This is a genomic window from Flavobacterium hungaricum, assembly GCF_015182285.1.
Classification (GTDB): domain Bacteria; phylum Bacteroidota; class Bacteroidia; order Flavobacteriales; family Flavobacteriaceae; genus Flavobacterium; species Flavobacterium hungaricum.
Genome location: NZ_PRDM01000007.1, coordinates 25050 through 43671, shown reverse-complemented (window position 1 = coordinate 43671; position 18622 = coordinate 25050). Strand labels below are relative to the sequence as shown.

At 35.8% G+C, this 18622-nt stretch carries 11 protein-coding genes; 8 read left to right on the top strand and 3 right to left on the bottom strand.

The window, feature by feature from the left end; genetic code table 11:
• Positions 1-4: 4 nt before the first annotated feature.
• From ggt to C4F50_RS24645, 8 genes are all read left to right on the top strand, one after another.
• Positions 5-1690: a gamma-glutamyltransferase gene (ggt, locus tag C4F50_RS24680; RefSeq protein WP_194141302.1), complete on the top strand. Its 1686-nt coding sequence runs from the start codon at positions 5-7 to the stop codon at positions 1688-1690.
• Positions 1691-1762: 72 nt separating this feature from the next.
• Positions 1763-3547, top strand: coding sequence for a chloride channel protein (locus tag C4F50_RS24675; protein ID WP_194141301.1), 1785 nt, complete (start codon positions 1763-1765; stop codon positions 3545-3547).
• Between the two features lie 60 nt (positions 3548-3607).
• Positions 3608-4561 (top strand): Fic family protein, encoded by a 954-nt coding sequence (locus C4F50_RS24670; protein ID WP_194141300.1) that lies wholly within the window; start codon positions 3608-3610, stop codon positions 4559-4561.
• A 101-nt stretch (positions 4562-4662) separates the two neighbouring features.
• A complete protein-coding gene (gene uvrA, locus C4F50_RS24665; RefSeq protein ID WP_194141299.1) occupies positions 4663-7494 on the top strand; it encodes an excinuclease ABC subunit UvrA in 2832 nt (943 codons plus the stop codon).
• Between the two features lie 101 nt (positions 7495-7595).
• Entirely contained in the window at positions 7596-8504 is a 909-nt protein-coding gene (locus tag C4F50_RS24660) for a hypothetical protein (RefSeq protein ID WP_194141298.1), read from the top strand.
• Positions 8505-8892: 388 nt separating this feature from the next.
• On the top strand, positions 8893-9621 hold the full coding sequence (locus C4F50_RS24655; RefSeq protein ID WP_057116425.1) for an LOG family protein: 729 nt from the start codon (positions 8893-8895) through the stop codon (positions 9619-9621).
• Positions 9622-9900: 279 nt separating this feature from the next.
• Complete coding sequence (locus tag C4F50_RS24650; RefSeq protein ID WP_194141364.1) at positions 9901-12648, top strand: gluzincin family metallopeptidase; 2748 nt, start codon at positions 9901-9903, stop codon at positions 12646-12648.
• Positions 12649-12836: 188 nt separating this feature from the next.
• On the top strand, positions 12837-15251 hold the full coding sequence (locus C4F50_RS24645; protein WP_194141297.1) for an alpha-ketoacid dehydrogenase subunit alpha/beta: 2415 nt from the start codon (positions 12837-12839) through the stop codon (positions 15249-15251).
• A gap of 192 nt (positions 15252-15443) precedes the next feature.
• On the opposite strand, the gene kdsB is transcribed toward C4F50_RS24645, so the two are convergent.
• The 3 genes from kdsB to C4F50_RS24630 all read right to left on the bottom strand — a co-directional run bounded on the left by kdsB (position 15444) and on the right by C4F50_RS24630 (position 18603).
• Positions 15444-16178 (bottom strand): 3-deoxy-manno-octulosonate cytidylyltransferase, encoded by a 735-nt coding sequence (gene kdsB, locus C4F50_RS24640; RefSeq protein ID WP_194141296.1) that lies wholly within the window; start codon positions 16176-16178, stop codon positions 15444-15446.
• A 111-nt stretch (positions 16179-16289) separates the two neighbouring features.
• A complete protein-coding gene (ygiD, locus tag C4F50_RS24635; protein WP_194141295.1) occupies positions 16290-17120 on the bottom strand; it encodes a 4,5-DOPA-extradiol-dioxygenase in 831 nt (276 codons plus the stop codon).
• A 73-nt stretch (positions 17121-17193) separates the two neighbouring features.
• Entirely contained in the window at positions 17194-18603 is a 1410-nt protein-coding gene (locus tag C4F50_RS24630) for an ATP-dependent DNA helicase (protein ID WP_194141294.1), read from the bottom strand.
• Positions 18604-18622: the final 19 nt, after the last annotated feature.

Below are 18622 nucleotides of genomic sequence, written 5' to 3'. Positions count from 1 at the left end.
ATTTATGAAAAAAATCACCCTTTTTATAACTCTTTTCTATTTCAGCACTTATGCCCAGCAAGCAAATGTAAACCCCACAGGTTTGGTGGTTACAAAAGCAATGGTAGTTTCGGCCCGCGAAGAAGCTTCAAAAATTGGAGCCGACATTATGAAAAGAGGCGGTAATGCTTTTGATGCCATGGTTGGTACAGAATTGGCTTTGGCAGTTGCTTTTCCATTTGCAGGAAATATCGGCGGCGGCGGTTTTATGGTTTATAGAAAAGCAAACGGCGAAGCAGGTTCTATAGATTACCGAGAAAAAGCACCTTTGGCAGCCACAAAAGATATGTTTTTGGATGAAAATGGAAATGTGATTAAAGGAAAAAGCACCGAAACGGCTTTGGCAATTGGCGTTCCCGGAACTATTGCTGGAGTTTTTGCTGTTCATAAAAAGTACGGCACTATGAAAATGTCCGAAATTTTGAAACCCGTAATTGCATTGGCAGAACGCGGTGTTATCGTGACCAAAAAACAAGAAACAAGTTTAAAGAACTATCATGAAAGCATTGTAAAAATTAACGGAGAAAACTCTTTATTGTCTGGAAATTTTAAAGAAAACGACACGATCAAATATGCTGCTTTGGCCAAAACCTTAAAAAGAATTCAGAAAAAAGGACGAAACGAATTTTACAAAGGCGAAACCGCCAAAATATTAGTCAATTATCTCAAAGAAAAAGGCGGTATTATTACCATGGAAGATTTGGCTAAATACGAAGCCAAATGGAGAAAGCCTTTGCAGTTTACTTCTAAAGGTTTAAAAATTACTTCGATGGCGCCTCCAAGCAGCGGCGGTATTTGTCTGGCGCAGATTTTAAAAATGCTCGAACCTTATGATTTAGCCAAAATGGGACATAATTCAGACGAAGCAATTCAGGTAATTGTAGAAGCTGAACGAAGAGCTTATGCCGACAGAAGCTATTTTTTAGGCGATCCCGATTTTGTAAAAATCCCGATTAAAGCGTTATTGGCACCAGATTATTTAAAAGAAAGAATGTCAAGTTTTAATCCCGAAAAAGCGAGTTTGTCTTCTGAAATAAAAGAAGGAAAAGTAACGTATAACGAAAGTACCGAAACCACGCATTATTCTATTGTAGACCAATTTGGCAATGCAATCGCTGCTACAACAACTTTAAACGACGGTTACGGTTCCAAATATTATTGTGACGAATTGGGTTTCTTTTTGAATAACGAAATGGACGATTTCAGTGCCAAACCAGGTTCGCCGAATATGTTTGGTCTAGTAGGAAATGAAGCCAACAGCATTGCGCCGCAAAAACGCATGTTAAGTTCAATGACACCCACAATTGTAGAGAAAGACGGAAAACTTTTTATGGTGGTCGGAACGCCCGGCGGATCCACTATTATTACCTCTGTTCTGCAAACGATTTTAAACGTTTACGAATATAATTTAAGCATGCAGGAAGCTGTCAATGCGCCTCGTTTTCATCATCAATGGCTGCCTGATTTGATCACGTTTGAGCCGAATACTTTTGAAGCAAAAACTATAGATAGGCTTAAAGCTAAAAAATATTTGATTAACGAAAAGCCAACTCCTATTATCGGAAAGGTCGATGCCATTTTGGTTTTACCCGATAATAAATTAGAGGGCGGAGCCGATTTTAGAGGCGATGATAAAGCTGTCGGTTTTTAAGAGTTTTACTTATTTTATTTTTTTATACAACATTATAGCCTAATTTTGTAAACCCGATAATTTTATGACAGAATGCTAAAAAAATATTTCAGACGACTCGAAAGCATCATTGCTTTGGCACAATCTATAATGACTCCAAAGCAGTTTATTTTTTTATCAAGCGTTTTAATCGGGATATCCTGTTCTCTTGCTGTAATTGTTTTAAAGACTTTTGCACACAGTGTTTTTTCGTTTGCCACTTCCATAAACGGAATCCTTAAATTAAGCTTCATTAACAGTATACTGCCGATAATCGGAATCGTAATGACGGTTTTTGTGGTAAAAAAAGTCCTAAACGGATCCATTCAAAAAGGGACTTCTCAAATCTTATATGCGGTTGCTAAAAAAGCGAGTATTATCCCGAAAAAGCAGCTGTATGCACAAATTGTAACGAGCTCGTTAACAGTTGGTCTAGGAGGATCTGCAGGTTTAGAAAGCCCGATTGTAATTACGGGCGCTGCTTTTGGATCTAATTTTGCCCAAAATTATAAACTTCAATATAAAGACAGAACTTTAATGATTGGCTGCGGCGTTGCGGCCGGAATTGCTGCAGCTTTTAATGCGCCGATTGCCGGAGTTCTTTTTGCTATCGAAGTTTTATTGGTAGACGTCAGTATTTCTGCCTTTACTCCTATTATGATTTCTGCTGCAACAGGAGCCTTGGTTTCTGCTATTCTATTGGACGAAAGCATTCTTTTAAGTTTCAAAAAACAAGAGACTTTTGATTATCATAATATTCCGTTTTATGTGCTTTTGGGAGTTCTTACGGGACTTATGGCTATTTATTATTCTCGAAATTTTCAGAGGGTAGAACATTATTTTGCTAAACAGCAGATTGGTCCGTACAAAAAAGCCCTTATAGGTTCCTCACTTTTGGCTTTATTGATTTTTATATTCCCTACACTATTTGGCGAAGGTTATGAAAGCATCAAAACATTGTCTGAAGCTGATCCGGGACAAATTTTAGACAATACGTTATTTGCCGATTATAGAAACAATCACTGGGTTTTACTACTTTTTGTTGGCGCCACGATGATGGTAAAAGTATTTGCTTCTGGTTTAACTATCGGAAGCGGCGGAAATGGAGGAAACTTTGCTCCTTCTCTATTTTTAGGTTCTTATCTAGGATATTTCTTTTCTAAATTTATAACGCTTATTGGCCTTTCAAAACTTCCAATCAGTAATTTTACCATGGTCGGAATGGCGGGGATTCTGAGCGGTTTGTTTCACGCACCGCTTACCGCAATTTTCTTGATTGCAGAAATCACAGGAGGTTACGGATTAATGATTCCGCTTATGATCGTTTCTTCTATTAGTTTCGCGATTTCAAAACGTTTCGAAAAATATTCGCTTGATGTAAAAGGACTTGCCAAAAAAGGACATGCCTTTACCAGCAATAAAGATTCTAATATATTATCAACTTTAGATATCGACACTATCATTCAATGCGATTATCTGACGGTTCATCCAGACGAAAACTTAAGCAAATTAGTGGATCTTATTTCGCATTCAAACCAAGTGGTTTTTGCAGTGGTTAATAATGAAAAAGATTTAGTGGGAGTAGTTCATTTTAATGATATTCGCGAAATTATATTCAATACCTATCGCGTAAAATATACTAAGATAAGTGATGTCATGAAAACCCCTGCTGCTACAATTTCATCTTATGACAGTATGGAAATTGTAATGAGTAAGTTCGAAAAATCGAAATCTGCATTTCTTCCTGTTCTGCGAGATGAAAAATACTACGGCTTCATTTCCAAATCTATAGCACTAGAAGCCTACAGAACAAAACTGCGTTCGATGACGATTGAATAAGCTTAATATCGGATGTGTTAAAAATTTTAGTTATCCGATATTAAGAAGTAACTTTGCGGTATGTGGAATATCGACTTAACATACCGACCAGAATTTGAAGCAACCTTTGAAAGATTGTATCAAAAAAGACAGGATTTGCAAAACAGCAGACCCCTGCCGAATATCGCCTTGAATAAAATTCGCGAAAGCTTATCATTAGAATGGACTTACAATTCTAATAGTATCGAAGGAAATACAATGAGTTTACGCGAGACCCAAATGGTTATTCAGGAAGGAATTACCATAAAAGGAAAATCACTGCGAGAACATTTTGAAACCCACAATCACGACAAAGCAATTGATTATTTGTATTCCATTGTAAACGATAATTACCAGCTTAGAAGCATTGACATTCTTTCTATTCATAGTTTGGTATTACGATCAATAGAAGAAGATTTTGCAGGAAGAATCCGTAATGGAGGTGTTCGCATTTCTGGAGCCAATTTTATGCCTCCAAATGCCAATAAAGTTTCTGATTATCTTGATGAACTAATCGATTTTATCAATACAAATCCGTTAGGGTTAAATGATATTGAGCTGGCTACAATTTACCATCATAAATTAGTCTGGATTCATCCTTTTTTTGATGGAAACGGGCGTACAGTTCGTTTGAGCATGAATTTACTTTTAATGCGCTGTGGCTTTCCTCCGGCTATTATTCTCAAAAATGACCGTAAGAAATATTACGAAGCATTGAATCAGGCCAATAACGGGAATTATCAAAAATTAACGCTTTTGATGTGCCAGGCACTAGAACGTACTTTAAACATTTACTTAAATGCTATGCCGGGAAGCACTTACGATTATCAGCCGATAACAAATATTGTAAGCGAACCAGATACGCCTTATGGTCAGGAATATGTAAGCTTATTGGCCAGAACGGGCAAAATAGACGCTTACAAAGAAGGCAGAAACTGGTATACAACCAAAGAAGCAATAGAAAATTATATGCAAAACAGACAAAGAAAACGCTGACCCATAGTCAGCGTATTTTGTTACTAATTGTAACATAAAGTTTTGCTATCGAGCACTAAAAGAATAAATCAAAGTGGTAACTTTGCGTTTTGCTCAAAATTATGTTAGAAAAAGACAATACCATCGAAGTTCTCGGCGCAAGAGTTCACAATCTAAAAAATATCGACATTTCTATTCCTAGAGAAAAACTGGTTGTAATTACTGGTTTATCCGGCTCTGGAAAATCATCTTTGGCATTTGACACCATTTATGCCGAGGGCCAGCGTCGTTATGTTGAAACTTTTTCGGCTTATGCCAGACAATTCCTTGGCGGATTAGAACGTCCGGATGTTGATAAAATCGACGGACTTTCGCCTGTTATTGCAATTGAGCAGAAAACCACCAGTAAAAGTCCGCGTTCTACTGTAGGAACTATTACAGAAATTTACGATTTCCTTCGTCTTTTGTATGCCCGAGGCGCTGATGCATACAGTTACAATACGGGCGAAAAAATGGTTTCGTATTCGGACGAACAGATTAGAGATTTAATTATTCAGGATTTTAAAGGAAAACGAATTAATATTCTAGCTCCAATTATTAGAGCCAGAAAAGGTCATTATGCTGAATTATTCCAGCAGATTACCAAACAAGGATTCTTGAAAGTACGCGTTAACGGTGAAGTACAGGATTTGGTTACCGGAATGAAATTAGACCGTTATAAAACCCACGATATTGAAATTGTCGTTGACAGAATGTTGATTGAAGATACTCCAGATAATCAAAAACGTTTGTCTGAAAGTATCAATACTGCTATGCATCACGGCGAAAATGTCTTGATGGTTTTAGATCAGGATACCAATGAAGTGCGCTATTTCAGTCGAAATTTGATGTGTCCTTCAACTGGAATATCCTATCAGAATCCTGAACCGAATTTATTTTCATTCAACTCTCCAAAAGGGGCTTGTCCGCATTGCAATGGATTGGGAACAGTGCACGAAATCAATGTAAAAAAGATAATTCCGAATCCTAAGTTATCGATTAAAGCAGGAGGTTTTGCACCGCTTGGAGAATATAAATCGTCTTGGATTTTCAAACAGCTGGAAACCATTGGCGAGAAGTTTGGTTTTAAAATAACCGATGCAATCGAGAAAATTCCAGAAGAAGCAATGAACATGATTCTTCACGGCGGCAAAGATAAATTTACTGTCAGCTCAAAAGATTTGGGCGTGACACGCGATTATAAAATTGATTTTGAAGGGATTTCTCATTTTATCAAAAATCAATACGACGAAAGCGCCACAACTAGTATCAAGCGCTGGGCAAAAGATTTTATGGACGAAATTCCGTGCCCGGTCTGCGAAGGTTCGCGTTTAAAAAAAGAAGCACAGTTTTTTAGAGTAAATGGAAAAAACATCACCGAATTGTGTGATATGGATATTTCTGATTTAACTGCTTGGTTTCAGGATTTAAATAATCATTTGACAGACAAACAGCTTTTGATTGCTTCTGAAGTTGTAAAAGAAATCAAAGACCGTTTGAACTTTCTGATGAATGTTGGTTTGAATTACTTGGCTTTAAGCCGAAGTTCAAAATCACTTTCCGGCGGTGAAGCACAGCGTATTCGTTTGGCAACACAAATTGGTTCGCAATTGGTTGGGGTTTTATATATTTTGGATGAGCCAAGTATTGGGTTGCACCAAAGAGACAATGAAAAACTAATTAAATCATTGGAACAATTACGCGATATCGGGAACTCGGTTATTGTGGTTGAGCATGATAAAGACATGATCGAAACAGCCGATTACGTTATTGATATAGGCCCGAAAGCCGGAAAATACGGAGGTGAAATTATCAGTATCGGAACTCCAAAGGAAACCTTAGCTTCTAACACTATTACTGCTCAATATCTGAATGGTAAAATGAAACTGGAGATTCCGAAAGAGCGACGTAAAGGGAATGGAAAATTCCTAAAACTAACCGGCGCAACGGGAAACAATCTAAAAAATGTTTCTATTGAAATACCGCTCGGGCAGATGACTTGCGTTACAGGAGTTTCTGGAAGCGGGAAATCGACTTTGATTAACGAAACCCTCTACCCGATCTTAAATGCTTATTATTTTAACGGAGTTAAAAAACCGCAGCCTTACAAAAAAATAGAAGGCTTGGAACACATTGACAAAGTAATTGATATTGACCAAAGTCCGATTGGTCGTACACCGCGTTCCAATCCTGCAACTTATACAGAGGTTTTTACAGAAATCAGAAATCTGTTTACCATGACATCAGAAAGTATGATCCGCGGTTATAAAGCGGGACGTTTCAGCTTTAATGTAAAAGGCGGACGATGCGAAACCTGTGAAGGTTCTGGAGTAAGAACGATCGAAATGAACTTTCTGCCAGATGTTTATGTAGAATGCGAAACGTGTCAGGGAAAACGCTTCAATAGAGAAACTTTAGAAATCAGATATAAAGGAAAATCTATTTCGGATGTTTTGGATATGACGGTTGATGAAGCGGTTCCGTTTTTTGAAAATATCCCGAAGATTTACCGAAAAATCAAAACGATTCAAGATGTTGGTTTGGGCTACATTACACTTGGACAGCAAAGTACAACGCTTTCTGGCGGTGAAGCGCAGCGTATCAAACTAGCGGGAGAATTGTCTAAAAAAGATACCGGAAATACATTTTATATTCTGGACGAACCTACGACAGGATTACATTTTGAAGACATTCGTGTTTTGATGGAGGTTATCAATAAATTGGTTGATAAAGGAAACACAATTCTGATTATCGAACATAATATGGACGTGATTAAACTTGCGGATTATATTATCGATATTGGTCCTGAAGGCGGAAAAGGCGGCGGACAGCTAATTGCAAAAGGAACTCCAGAAGAAGTAGCTAAGAATAAAAAGAGTTATACGGCTAAGTTTTTGAAGAAAGAATTAGAGTAAAAAACAGCATCTTTGTCAAGGTTCTTAATCTTGACAAAGATTTACACATTTTCTTAATTTAACAGTAATTATTTTATATTTTAGCTCATAAAAAGCAAAATATGAAATCAACCGTATTATTTATTGCAATATCATTAATCTCGCTTAATTCTTATTCTCAAACTGAAAAAGACAGCCTTACTAAAATTGTCCGAGAACGAATTAAAAACATAAAAGACTCGCAATCCGAGAATCCGTATTACAGTAAAGAAGAAGCACAAGAGGATTATACAAATGAAGTAGGTACTTTTCAAGCTTTGGCCCAGCCAGCTGAAGATAGTGATTTAGCCAATTATTTTAAGATATATCTAGAAAAAAAACTTCTCAAAAAAATTGACTTTTCTGCCATAAAATGGTCTTCTTTTTACAAACATCTATCAAATAACAAATACAATTATACAATTCGCTTAACTTTTGAATTAAGCAAAACAGGCAAAGCAACAAACTGCCGCATCAATACTGGAAATAAAGATGTAGACCGAAAAGTTATTGAAGTTTTCAAAAAATATCCTTTAGAAAAACTGGGACTGAAAGAAAGTGACAAATCAGGAAAAATAAGTGTGCAATTATTTGCGAAAGAAGATAAAGATGTCCTGATAAAAGCAAGTAAGTTTGCTGTAGTCGATGAAGCTCCCGTAATAAAAGGCTGCGAAGATTTGCAGTTCTATTGGCAAGTTAATAAATGTCTTTATGAGCAATTAAACGAATATATAGTACAGCACATTTCATTAAAAACGCTTAATAGTCAAGAATTAAGAGGGGAAATTATCTTGAGATATCGTTTTACAATTAATGAAACAGGAAAAATCACGAAGGTAAATTCTATCGCTCCAAACAAAATCATTAAAGACGAAATTGATCGCCTTATAATGTCATTCAATGCCATAACGGCTCCGGGAAAAAGAAATAATATTCCTAAAACCACATATTGCGAGACTTACCGAACTATTACAATAGAAAATTTGAAATAAAAAATTCTTGATTACTTTTTAAAATTTAAAAAGACGCAAAAAGACAAGCTTAATTCATTGAATATGAATTAGAAGCAGATTTGTAATTATTAAAGTATATTACTTTTAGATTATAATTCGTGTTTTTTATAACAATTCTAGAAAAAAGAGTTAATTTAGTATCCGCTTTTTCTGAAAAATTTAAAGTTTTAAAGAAAGATCTTTAAATTAAACCAATTGTTTGTTTGAAGCAGACTGCCCTAGCCCTGATGGGAACGGCATCCTTTTTCTTGCTTCTTTAGCAAGGAAAAGATATAGTGGACAGCAGGAATCAGCTCCTTATCCTTTGACTATGCCTGGGATAAAAAAAGACAAAAACATAATAAAATAATAAATTAAAATACCTAAAATGAGATTAGAAGATTTTGATAATGATGAGGATAAAGTAATTCAGGATCGTTTGAAACAAAAAACGTGGAATGAAATTAGAACCAATGACAGCTGGGCGATTTTTAAAATTATGTCGGAGTTTGTAAACGGTTACGAAGCAATGGGACGTATTGGCCCGTGTGTTTCGATTTTTGGATCTGCGAGAACAAAACCAGATGATAAATACTATTTATTGGCAGAAAAAATTGCTTACAAAATTAGTAAAGCGGGTTATGGTGTGATTACGGGAGGAGGCCCGGGAATCATGGAAGCTGGTAATAAAGGTGCACATTTGGGCGGCGGAACTTCGGTTGGTCTGAATATCGAACTTCCGTTTGAGCAGCATTTTAATCCGTATATTGATCACGATAAAAACCTGAATTTTGACTATTTCTTTGTGAGAAAAGTAATGTTCGTGAAATATTCTCAAGGGTTTGTGGTGATGCCGGGCGGTTTTGGAACTTTGGACGAAATGTTTGAAGCGATTACCTTAATCCAGACTAAGAAAATTGGAAAATTCCCAATTATTTTGGTTGGAGTAGAATTTTGGTCAGGATTGATCGAATGGGTAAAAACGGTTTTGGTTGAAAAAATGCATACGGTAAGCCCAGAAGATTTAAACTTATTTAAGATCGTTGATACAGAAGACGAAGTGGTTGATGTATTGGATAAATTCTATAAAAAATACGATTTGAGTCCAAACTTCTAAAAAATTAAACCTTATAAACGAAATAAGTAGAAGCCTATACGGCTATTTTTGAATGAACTTATAACACTCATAGGGTTAAAATAAGGATTACTATTATAAAAATTGAAAGCTGTTTTTTTAAAACAGCTTTTTTTATACTATTTTTACAAAAATCCGAAATCATTTTCAACCCACAAATGCCAAAATTGTAAGCCGTACTTGAAATCATCCTATAAAATTATATTCTACATTTTAGTTTTATTTATTACGGTAAAACTAACTGCGCAACATCAAATTAAGATGGAAGTGGCGGTGAATCTTGAACTTAAAACACTGAATGTTAAACAGGATATTATTTTTGTTAATACTTCTAATGATTCTCTGGATTCAATTGTTTTAAACGATTGGAACAATGCTTTTGCAGACAAAAATACACCGCTGGCAAAACGTTTTTCGGACGAATTTTACAGGGGTTTTCATTTAGCGAAAGCGGCAGATCGAGGTAATACTACTATTTTGAATCTGACTGACAACAATTTTACTGCGCTGGAATGGGAACGCACGGACAAAAATCCTGATTTCATTATTGTTAGATTGAATCAAAAACTAGCTCCAAATGAAAAAATCAATCTGCATCTGACGTATATTTCGAAGATTCCGAATGATAAATTTACCCATTACGGATTCGATCAGAAAGGCGGCATGGCGTTGAAAAACTGGTTCTTAACCCCTGCCCGATTGGAGGATCATAGTTTTGTAAAATACAACAACTTCAATCTGGACGATATTGCCAATGCTAGCGCGGATTATGAAGTCGAAATAAAGATTCCGAGCCAGTATTCTATCGCTACGGATTTAAATTCGATCTCGAAAAATGTATCAAATGCAGATTTCAATATTTATTCTTTTACAGGAAATAACAGAATTGATTTTAGTCTTTTTATTGAAAAGCAAAACAATTTCAGAAGCTATAACAATGGCAGACTAGAAGTTTTGACTGATCTGAAAAACAAGAAAATAGATGAATTTCAAAAAGCTATTATCATTAATCGTGTAACTTCTTTTGCTGAAAGTTTTATTGGCAAATATCCGTATGAGAAAATTACCGTTTCGCAGGCAGATTACGACCGAAATCCGTTTTATGGATTAAATCAGCTACCTTCTTTCATTAGTCCGTTTCCGGATGATTTTATGTTTGAAATTACTTTTTTAAAGACTTTTTTAAACAATTATCTTAAAACCAGCCTTAAATTGGATCCCCGAAAAGACAATTGGATTTATGACGGAATTCAGATTTATGTGATGATGCGATATATGGAAGAACATCATCTGGATAAGAAAATGCTGGGACGTCTTTCTGACATGAAATTGTTTAAAAGCTACAATATTACAAACCTTACTTTTAACGAACAATACAGCTATTATTATATGCTGATGGCTCGTAAAAACCTGGATCAGCCCCTGGGTGACCCAAAAAACACGCTGATTAAATTTAACGAACAAATTGCGAGTAAATACCGCGCTGGTTTAAGTCTGAGTTATCTGGATGATTACCTGAATCATAATATTGTACCGCAAAGTATTCAGCAGTTTTATGATCTTAATAAAACGGAACAAACCAATCGCGTTGATTTTGAGCAGATTTTAACTCAAAACAGCCCTAAAAATATTGACTGGTTTTTTAATACCATTATTGATTCCCGCGATATTATTGATTATAGATTTACGGGCGTTTCTAGAACTGCTGACAGTGTGAAATTTTCTATCAAAAACAGGACTGGTATTTATGCGCCCATTCCGATATACGGTGTCAAAAAAAACAAAGTAGTTTTTAAAGAATGGATAGAACCCAAAACCAAAGATTCTGTTTACGAATTTGACAGAAAAAATGCGGACAAAATCGTGATTAATTACGATAACGAAGTTCCTGAATTTAACCAAAGAAACAACTGGAAATCCTTAAAACACCTTTCTTTAAATCGTCCGATAAAATTTAATTTTGCCAAAGATCTGGAAGATCCTTATTACAATCAGATATTGTATCTGCCGACGATTTACTATAATTATTACGACGGAATTACGCCGGGAGTTCGTTTTAGCAATAAAACCATTCTGGACAAACCGTTTACGTTTGATGTCAATCCTGCATATTCTATAAAAGCGGGTACATTATCTGGTTCTTCTGCTTTTTCGTGGAGCGAATATTACAGAAACAGCCTTTTGTATAATGTGCGCTATTCGATCAGCCAGAATTATTTTCATTATGCGCCGGATGCCACCTATTTGAGATTGAATCCGATGGTGCAGTTCCGCATCCGCGAAGAAGATTTTAGAGACAATAAAAAACAACTTATTTTATTGAGACAGGTAATTGTAAACCGTGAAGCCAGTGATTATATTACCGACAATTCCAAACCCAACTATTCGGTTTTTGATGTTCGTTATTCTAACACCAAAACAGAACTTATTGATCACTTTAATTTGATGGGAGATCTGCAGTTTTCAAGCGGTTTTTCTAAGGTTTCGGGAGAAATAGAATACAGACATCTGTTTGAAAACAATCGCAAATTAAATCTTAGGTTTTTTGCCGGAACGTTCATAAAAAACACAACAAATTCAGATTATTTTAGTTTTGGTTTAGACAGGCCGACAGATTATCTGTATGATTACAATCTTTTTGGAAGATCTGAAAGTTCTGGTTTTTTCAGCCAGCAGTATGTAATTGCAGAGGGCGGTTTTAAGTCGCAGCTGCAGCCCGCATTTGCTAATCAATGGATGACGACTCTAAATGCCAGCTATGCGGTTTGGAACTGGGTTGAACTCTATGGCGACATAGGTTTTTTAAAAAATAAACATCAAAATGAGTTTTTTGCTTATGATACAGGAGTACGTTTAAATTTGGTTCCGGATTATTTTGAACTTTATTTTCCGGTATACTCTAACAACGGCTGGGAAATAGCACAGCCGAGTTATAAAGAAAAAGTAAGATTTATAATCACTTTCTCTCCAAAAACATTAGTTACTCTTTTTACCCGAAAATGGTTTTAATTAAATATATTTTAATCAAAAACATAAATTATTGTTAATAAAAACAGAAAAACAATACAGATAACATAAATAAAATACGTAGTTTTTTCATTTTAAATACAAATAATTAAATTATATTTATTTTAAAGAATTATGATTATTGATTGTTTTTAAGTAATTTCGCGTCACAAATTTGACCCTTTACGATTATGATAAAAGAAATGAACAATACTACTTTGACATTTGAAGATTTCAAAACTGAGGTATTGAATGACTACAGAATAGCCGTTACAAGCCGTGAATGTAGTCTTTTAGGTCGAAAAGAAGTATTAACAGGAAAAGCTAAATTTGGAATTTTCGGCGATGGTAAAGAAGTACCGCAGCTGGCAATGGCTAAGGCTTTTAAAGATGGTGATTTCCGATCTGGATACTATAGAGATCAAACTTTTATGATGGCTATCGGCGAATTAAACGCGAAGCAGTTTTTTGCTGGTTTATATGGTCATACTGATTTGAACTATGATCCGATGTCGGCCGGAAGACAAATGGGCGGACACTTTGTAACACATAGTTTAAACGAAGACGGTTCTTGGAAAGACCTTACAAAACAAAAAAATTCGAGCTCTGATATTTCACCTACTGCAGGACAAATGCCTAGATTATTAGGTTTGGCGCAGGCTTCAAAAATCTACAGAAATGTTGACGGAATTACAATTAAAGATAAATTCTCTGTTAATGGTAATGAAGTAGCCTGGGGAACTATTGGTAATGCCAGTACTTCTGAAGGTTTATTTTTTGAAACTATAAATGCTGCCGGAGTTTTACAAGTACCAATGGTAATGAGTGTCTGGGATGATGAATACGGAATTTCTGTTCATGCAAAACATCAAACGACTAAAGAAAATATATCTGAAATTTTAAAAGGATATCAGCGTGACGAAGACTCTAAAGGATATGATATTATTAGAGTTAAAGGCTGGGATTATGCAGAATTGGTTTCGACTTACCAAAGAGCGGGCGCCATTGCACGTGAGGAGCATGTTCCGGTTTTGATTCACGTAAACGAATTGACACAGCCGCAAGGACATTCTACTTCTGGTTCTCACGAACGTTACAAAAGCGCTGAAAGACTGGCTTGGGAAAGAGATTTTGACTGTATCCGCCAGATGCGTTTGTGGATGATTGCGATTAATATTGCGTCTCCAGAAGAATTAGCAGAACTTGATTTTCAATTGAAAAAAGAGGTTCTTGAAGCTAAAAAAGAGGCTTGGAATGATTTTATAAATCCAATAATTGAAGATCAAAAAAATCTTTTGACCTTATTGGAACAGATTGCAGAAGCAAGCATCAACCATAAAGAGAGAATTAAAAAATTAATTTCGGAATTAAGCGCTATTAAAGCGCCTTTGAAAAAAGAACTTTTAGTATATGCTCGAAAAATTCTTCGCTTTATTGAAGTTCCAAATAGTAAAGAACTTTTATCAAACTGGATTACAAAATTTTTAAAAGAAACTCAAGTAAAATTCAGCAGTAACCTGCATTCGGAATCAGGGCAGAATGTTTTTTCTGTAGAAAAAGTATTGCCGAAGTATGCTGAAAATGCAAAACCGGACTTAGACGGACGAATGATTCTTCGTGATAATTTTGATGCTTTGTTTGCAAAATACCCAGAAACTTTAATTTTTGGAGAAGATGTTGGAAATATCGGAGACGTAAATCAAGGTCTTGAGGGCATGCAGGAAAAATACGGTGAACTTCGTGTTGCCGATGTCGGAATTCGTGAAGCTACTATTATAGGCCAAGGTATTGGTATGGCTTTAAGAGGTTTACGCCCTATTGCTGAGATTCAATATTTAGATTATTTATTGTATGCTATTCAGATCATGAGTGATGATTTGGCTACACTTCAATATAGAACAGTAGGAAAACAAAAAGCGCCTTTAATCATCAGAACCCGCGGACACCGTTTAGAAGGTATCTGGCATTCTGGTTCTCCAATGGGAATGATTATCAACGCTATTCGCGGCATCCATGTTTTGGTTCCAAGAGACATGACTCAAGCAGCTGGTTTTTATAACACTTTGTTAGAATGTGATGAACCTGCTTTGGTTATCGAATGTTTGAACGGATATCGTTTAAAGGAAAAAACTCCTTTGAATTTTGGAGAATTTAAAACGCCAATTGGAGTTGTAGAGACTCTAAGAGACGGTACTGATATTACTTTAGTTTCTTATGGATCAACTTTAAGATTGGTTCAGCAAGCAGCTCATGAATTAGCCGAAAAGGGAATTGATTGTGAAGTTATTGATATTCAATCTTTACTTCCGTTTGACATTAACAAAGACATTGTAAAAAGTATTGCAAAAACAAACCGTCTTTTAGTAATTGATGAAGATGTGCCAGGAGGAGCTTCAGCATTCATTTTACAGCAGATTTTAGAAGAACAAGATGCTTATAAACATTTGGACAGTAAACCACAAACTTTAGCAGCAAAAGCGCACAGACCAGCCTACGGAACTGACGGTGATTATTTCTCTAAACCTTCTGCAGAAGACATTTACGAGAAAATTTACGATATGATGCACGAAGTTAATCCGGCTAAATATCCAAATTTATATCAATAAATAAATTGATTTTAATACCTAAAAAAGCTCCAATCTTAATCGATTGGAGCTTTTTTCATTTATCATTCAACCACAGCGAGAAATTATCCTAGAAAGAAATTCGCGAAAAATTCATCCATCATTGTCGAGCTGCTTACGGAGATTTCTCCTTCGTCGAAATGACAAGATTGTGGATAGTAATTAAACAATTAATTAAATATCACGCAGCATTGCTCTAGCTCTTTCCAAATCCTCAGCCGTATCAATTCCAATACTCACATGGGCAGTCTCGACCATTTTAATGCGTTTTCCGAACTCTAAATATCTTAATTGCTCCAGTTTCTCAGAAGCTTCTAAAGATTTCATAGGAAGGCTGTAAAAGTCTAATAAAGCCTGTTTTCTGAAGGCGTAAATTCCAATGTGTTGAAAGTATCTTACACCAACATTTTTCTCTCTAGGATACGGAATTACGGATCTCGAAAAATACAACGCAAACTGCGATTGGTCTACCACAACTTTTACGTTATTTGGATTATTGATTTCCTCTTCATCTGTAATTTCGCGCATCAATGAAGCCAAATCTACTTTCTTTTCTGTATCATTTTTAAAAACAGATAAAACCTGCTCTAATGGTCCAGCTTCTGTAAAAGGTTCATCGCCCTGCACATTCACTACAACATCTACATCAAGATCTGCAATAGCTTCGGCAATTCTGTCGCTGCCAGATTCGTGTTCTTTGATACTCATAATAGCTTTTCCGCCGTTTGAAACGATTTCATTAAAAATCAAATCAGAGTCGGTTACTACAAAAACATCCTGAAATAAGTTTGTAGAAACTGCCGCTTCATAGGTTCTTAGAATTATTGTTTTGCCTCCCAAATCCTGCATTAGTTTTGCAGGGAAACGTGTTGAAGCATATCTCGCCGGAATTACCGCTATTATTTTCATTTTTTATATCTTTTATTTTTAGCGAATCTTTGCGGAAAATCTTCTTGCAGCTTTGTGAAATTATAACACAGAGATTCGCAAAGATTTGCAATGAGATTCACAGAGTTTTTTTTACATAATTTTTACCGAAGTCATACTTAAAGAACCTGCCAATAATTTGTCATTAAACAAACTCAAATCATCAGTTTTGTCTTTTAAACCTAAAGTGTACAATAACGGCAGATAATGCTCTGGTGTCGGCACGGCTAATTGTACGGCTTTATTCATTTTTTCAAAATCAATCAACGGCTGAAAATTCCCATCTAACAAATAATTATTTACGGTTTCTCTTGCTTCAATAGCCCAATCGTAACCATAATTGTCTTTGTCAAAATTTCTGAAATCGACCATTCGGAGATTGTGTACAATATTGCCGCTTCCGATGATTAAAACACCTTTATAGCGCAATGCCTGCAGTTTTTGGGCCAATTCAAAATGATACTGCCCTGATTTAGTATAATCTATACTCAGCTGAATAACTGGAACATCTGCGTTTGGATACAAATGTTTAATAACGCTCCAGGCACCGTGATCTAACCCCCAGTGTTCGTCTAATTCGACCATTATAGGATCTAAGATTTTCTGAGTTTCCACAGCCAATTCCGGGCTTCCTTTTGCGGGATATTGTACATCAAAAAGTGCCTGCGGGAATCCTCCAAAATCGTGAATGGTTCTCGGCATTTCCATTGAAGTTACTTTTGTTCCTTTGGTAAACCAATGCGCAGAAACACATAAAATAGCATTGGGCTGCGGTAATGTTTTGGCCAGATCCCGAAAACCAGCCACAAACTGATTTTCTTCAATGGCATTCATGGGGCTCCCATGTCCTAAAAACAGAACGGGCATTTTATCGGTATTCGAAAACGTTGATGAAATCGAATGTAAATCATTTAGTGTCGTCATTTGCTAAAGTTTCTTTTTCGCCACGAATTCACGAATTATTCAAATGAAATTCGTGAATTCGTGGCGGAAAAATTTATTCTTCAAAACTCTCGTCTTTAAAACCTATCAAATATAATTTATTTTTGGCACGTGTCATTGCTGTATAAAGCCATCTGATGTAATCACGGTCGATTCCGTTTGGAAGATACGGCTGTTCGATAAACACCGTATTCCACTGCCCTCCCTGAGATTTATGACACGTAATCGCGTACGAGAATTTAACCTGCAATCCGTTAAAATATTCGTTTTCTTTAACTTTCTGAAATCTCTTATATTTTGTTGATTCCTCTTCATAATCTTTCATCACTTCTTCGTACAAACGATTTGATTCTTCATACGTCAAAGAAGGAGATTCACTCGTCAAAGTATCCAGAATCAGAACCGTTTCAAAAGGTTTTTGGTTGGGATAATCAACCATTCTGATTTTTACTTTTGCAAATTTAAATCCGTAGAGTTCTCTGATTCCAAACATTTCCAGAACTTCAATAATATCTCCGTTGGCGATAAATCCAGCTTCGTCGGTTTCTTTTAGCCAGAAATAATTATTCTTTACCACCATCAGGAAATCGCCGACAGAAAGTTCGCTTTCTTTAAATAAAATACGACTTCGAATCTGTTCGTTATATTGATTGGCTCTTTTATTAGAACGAACAATAAACGCCGTATCCTCAATACTCCAATCGCTGTATGCCGTATTGATCGCATCTTGAATATCGTAACCATCCGTTAGTCTTACAATATCTTTAAACTTCTTGACATTGAATTTAAACTCCGTAATAAAACTTTCTTTGAGCAATTCACGAAGTTCTGTTGCGTTATACAAAATCCCAGAACTTTCTTCCTGACGCATTACTTCGTCCAATTCGATATGATCAATTTCTTTATCGTAATGCACTCCTAAAGTCTGAATATCAAGTGCCGGGCTAATATCTAAATTAACGGGAGGAAGCTGCGCAGTGTCTCCTAAAAGAATCATTTTACAATTACTTCCAGAATAAACGTAATTGATCAAATCATCGAGAAGCGATCCGCTGTCGAGAGTACTGTCTGAGATCATAGAGGCCTCATCGACGATAAAAATGGTATTTTTATGTTTGTTGACTTGTTTGGTAAACGCAATGCCGCCTCCAGAGGATTTTTTAGGGAAATAGATTTTTTTGTGAATCGTAAAGGCTGGATTATTCGAATAATTGGCAATAACTTTTGCCGCACGACCAGTTGGCGCCAGCAAAACATATTTTTTATTGATGTCGCCCAGATTGTTTACGATAGTCGAAATCACAGTGGTTTTTCCGGTACCCGCATATCCTTTCAAAACAAAAATGGTATCGTTTTGGGGTTCGGTTAAAAAAATAGCGATTTTTTGAAAAAAAATATCCTGTTTGTGAGTGGGTGCAAATGGGAATCGTTTTTGTAAAATACCGTAAAACAGTGCAGAATTCATAGTGTAATATTGAAAGACA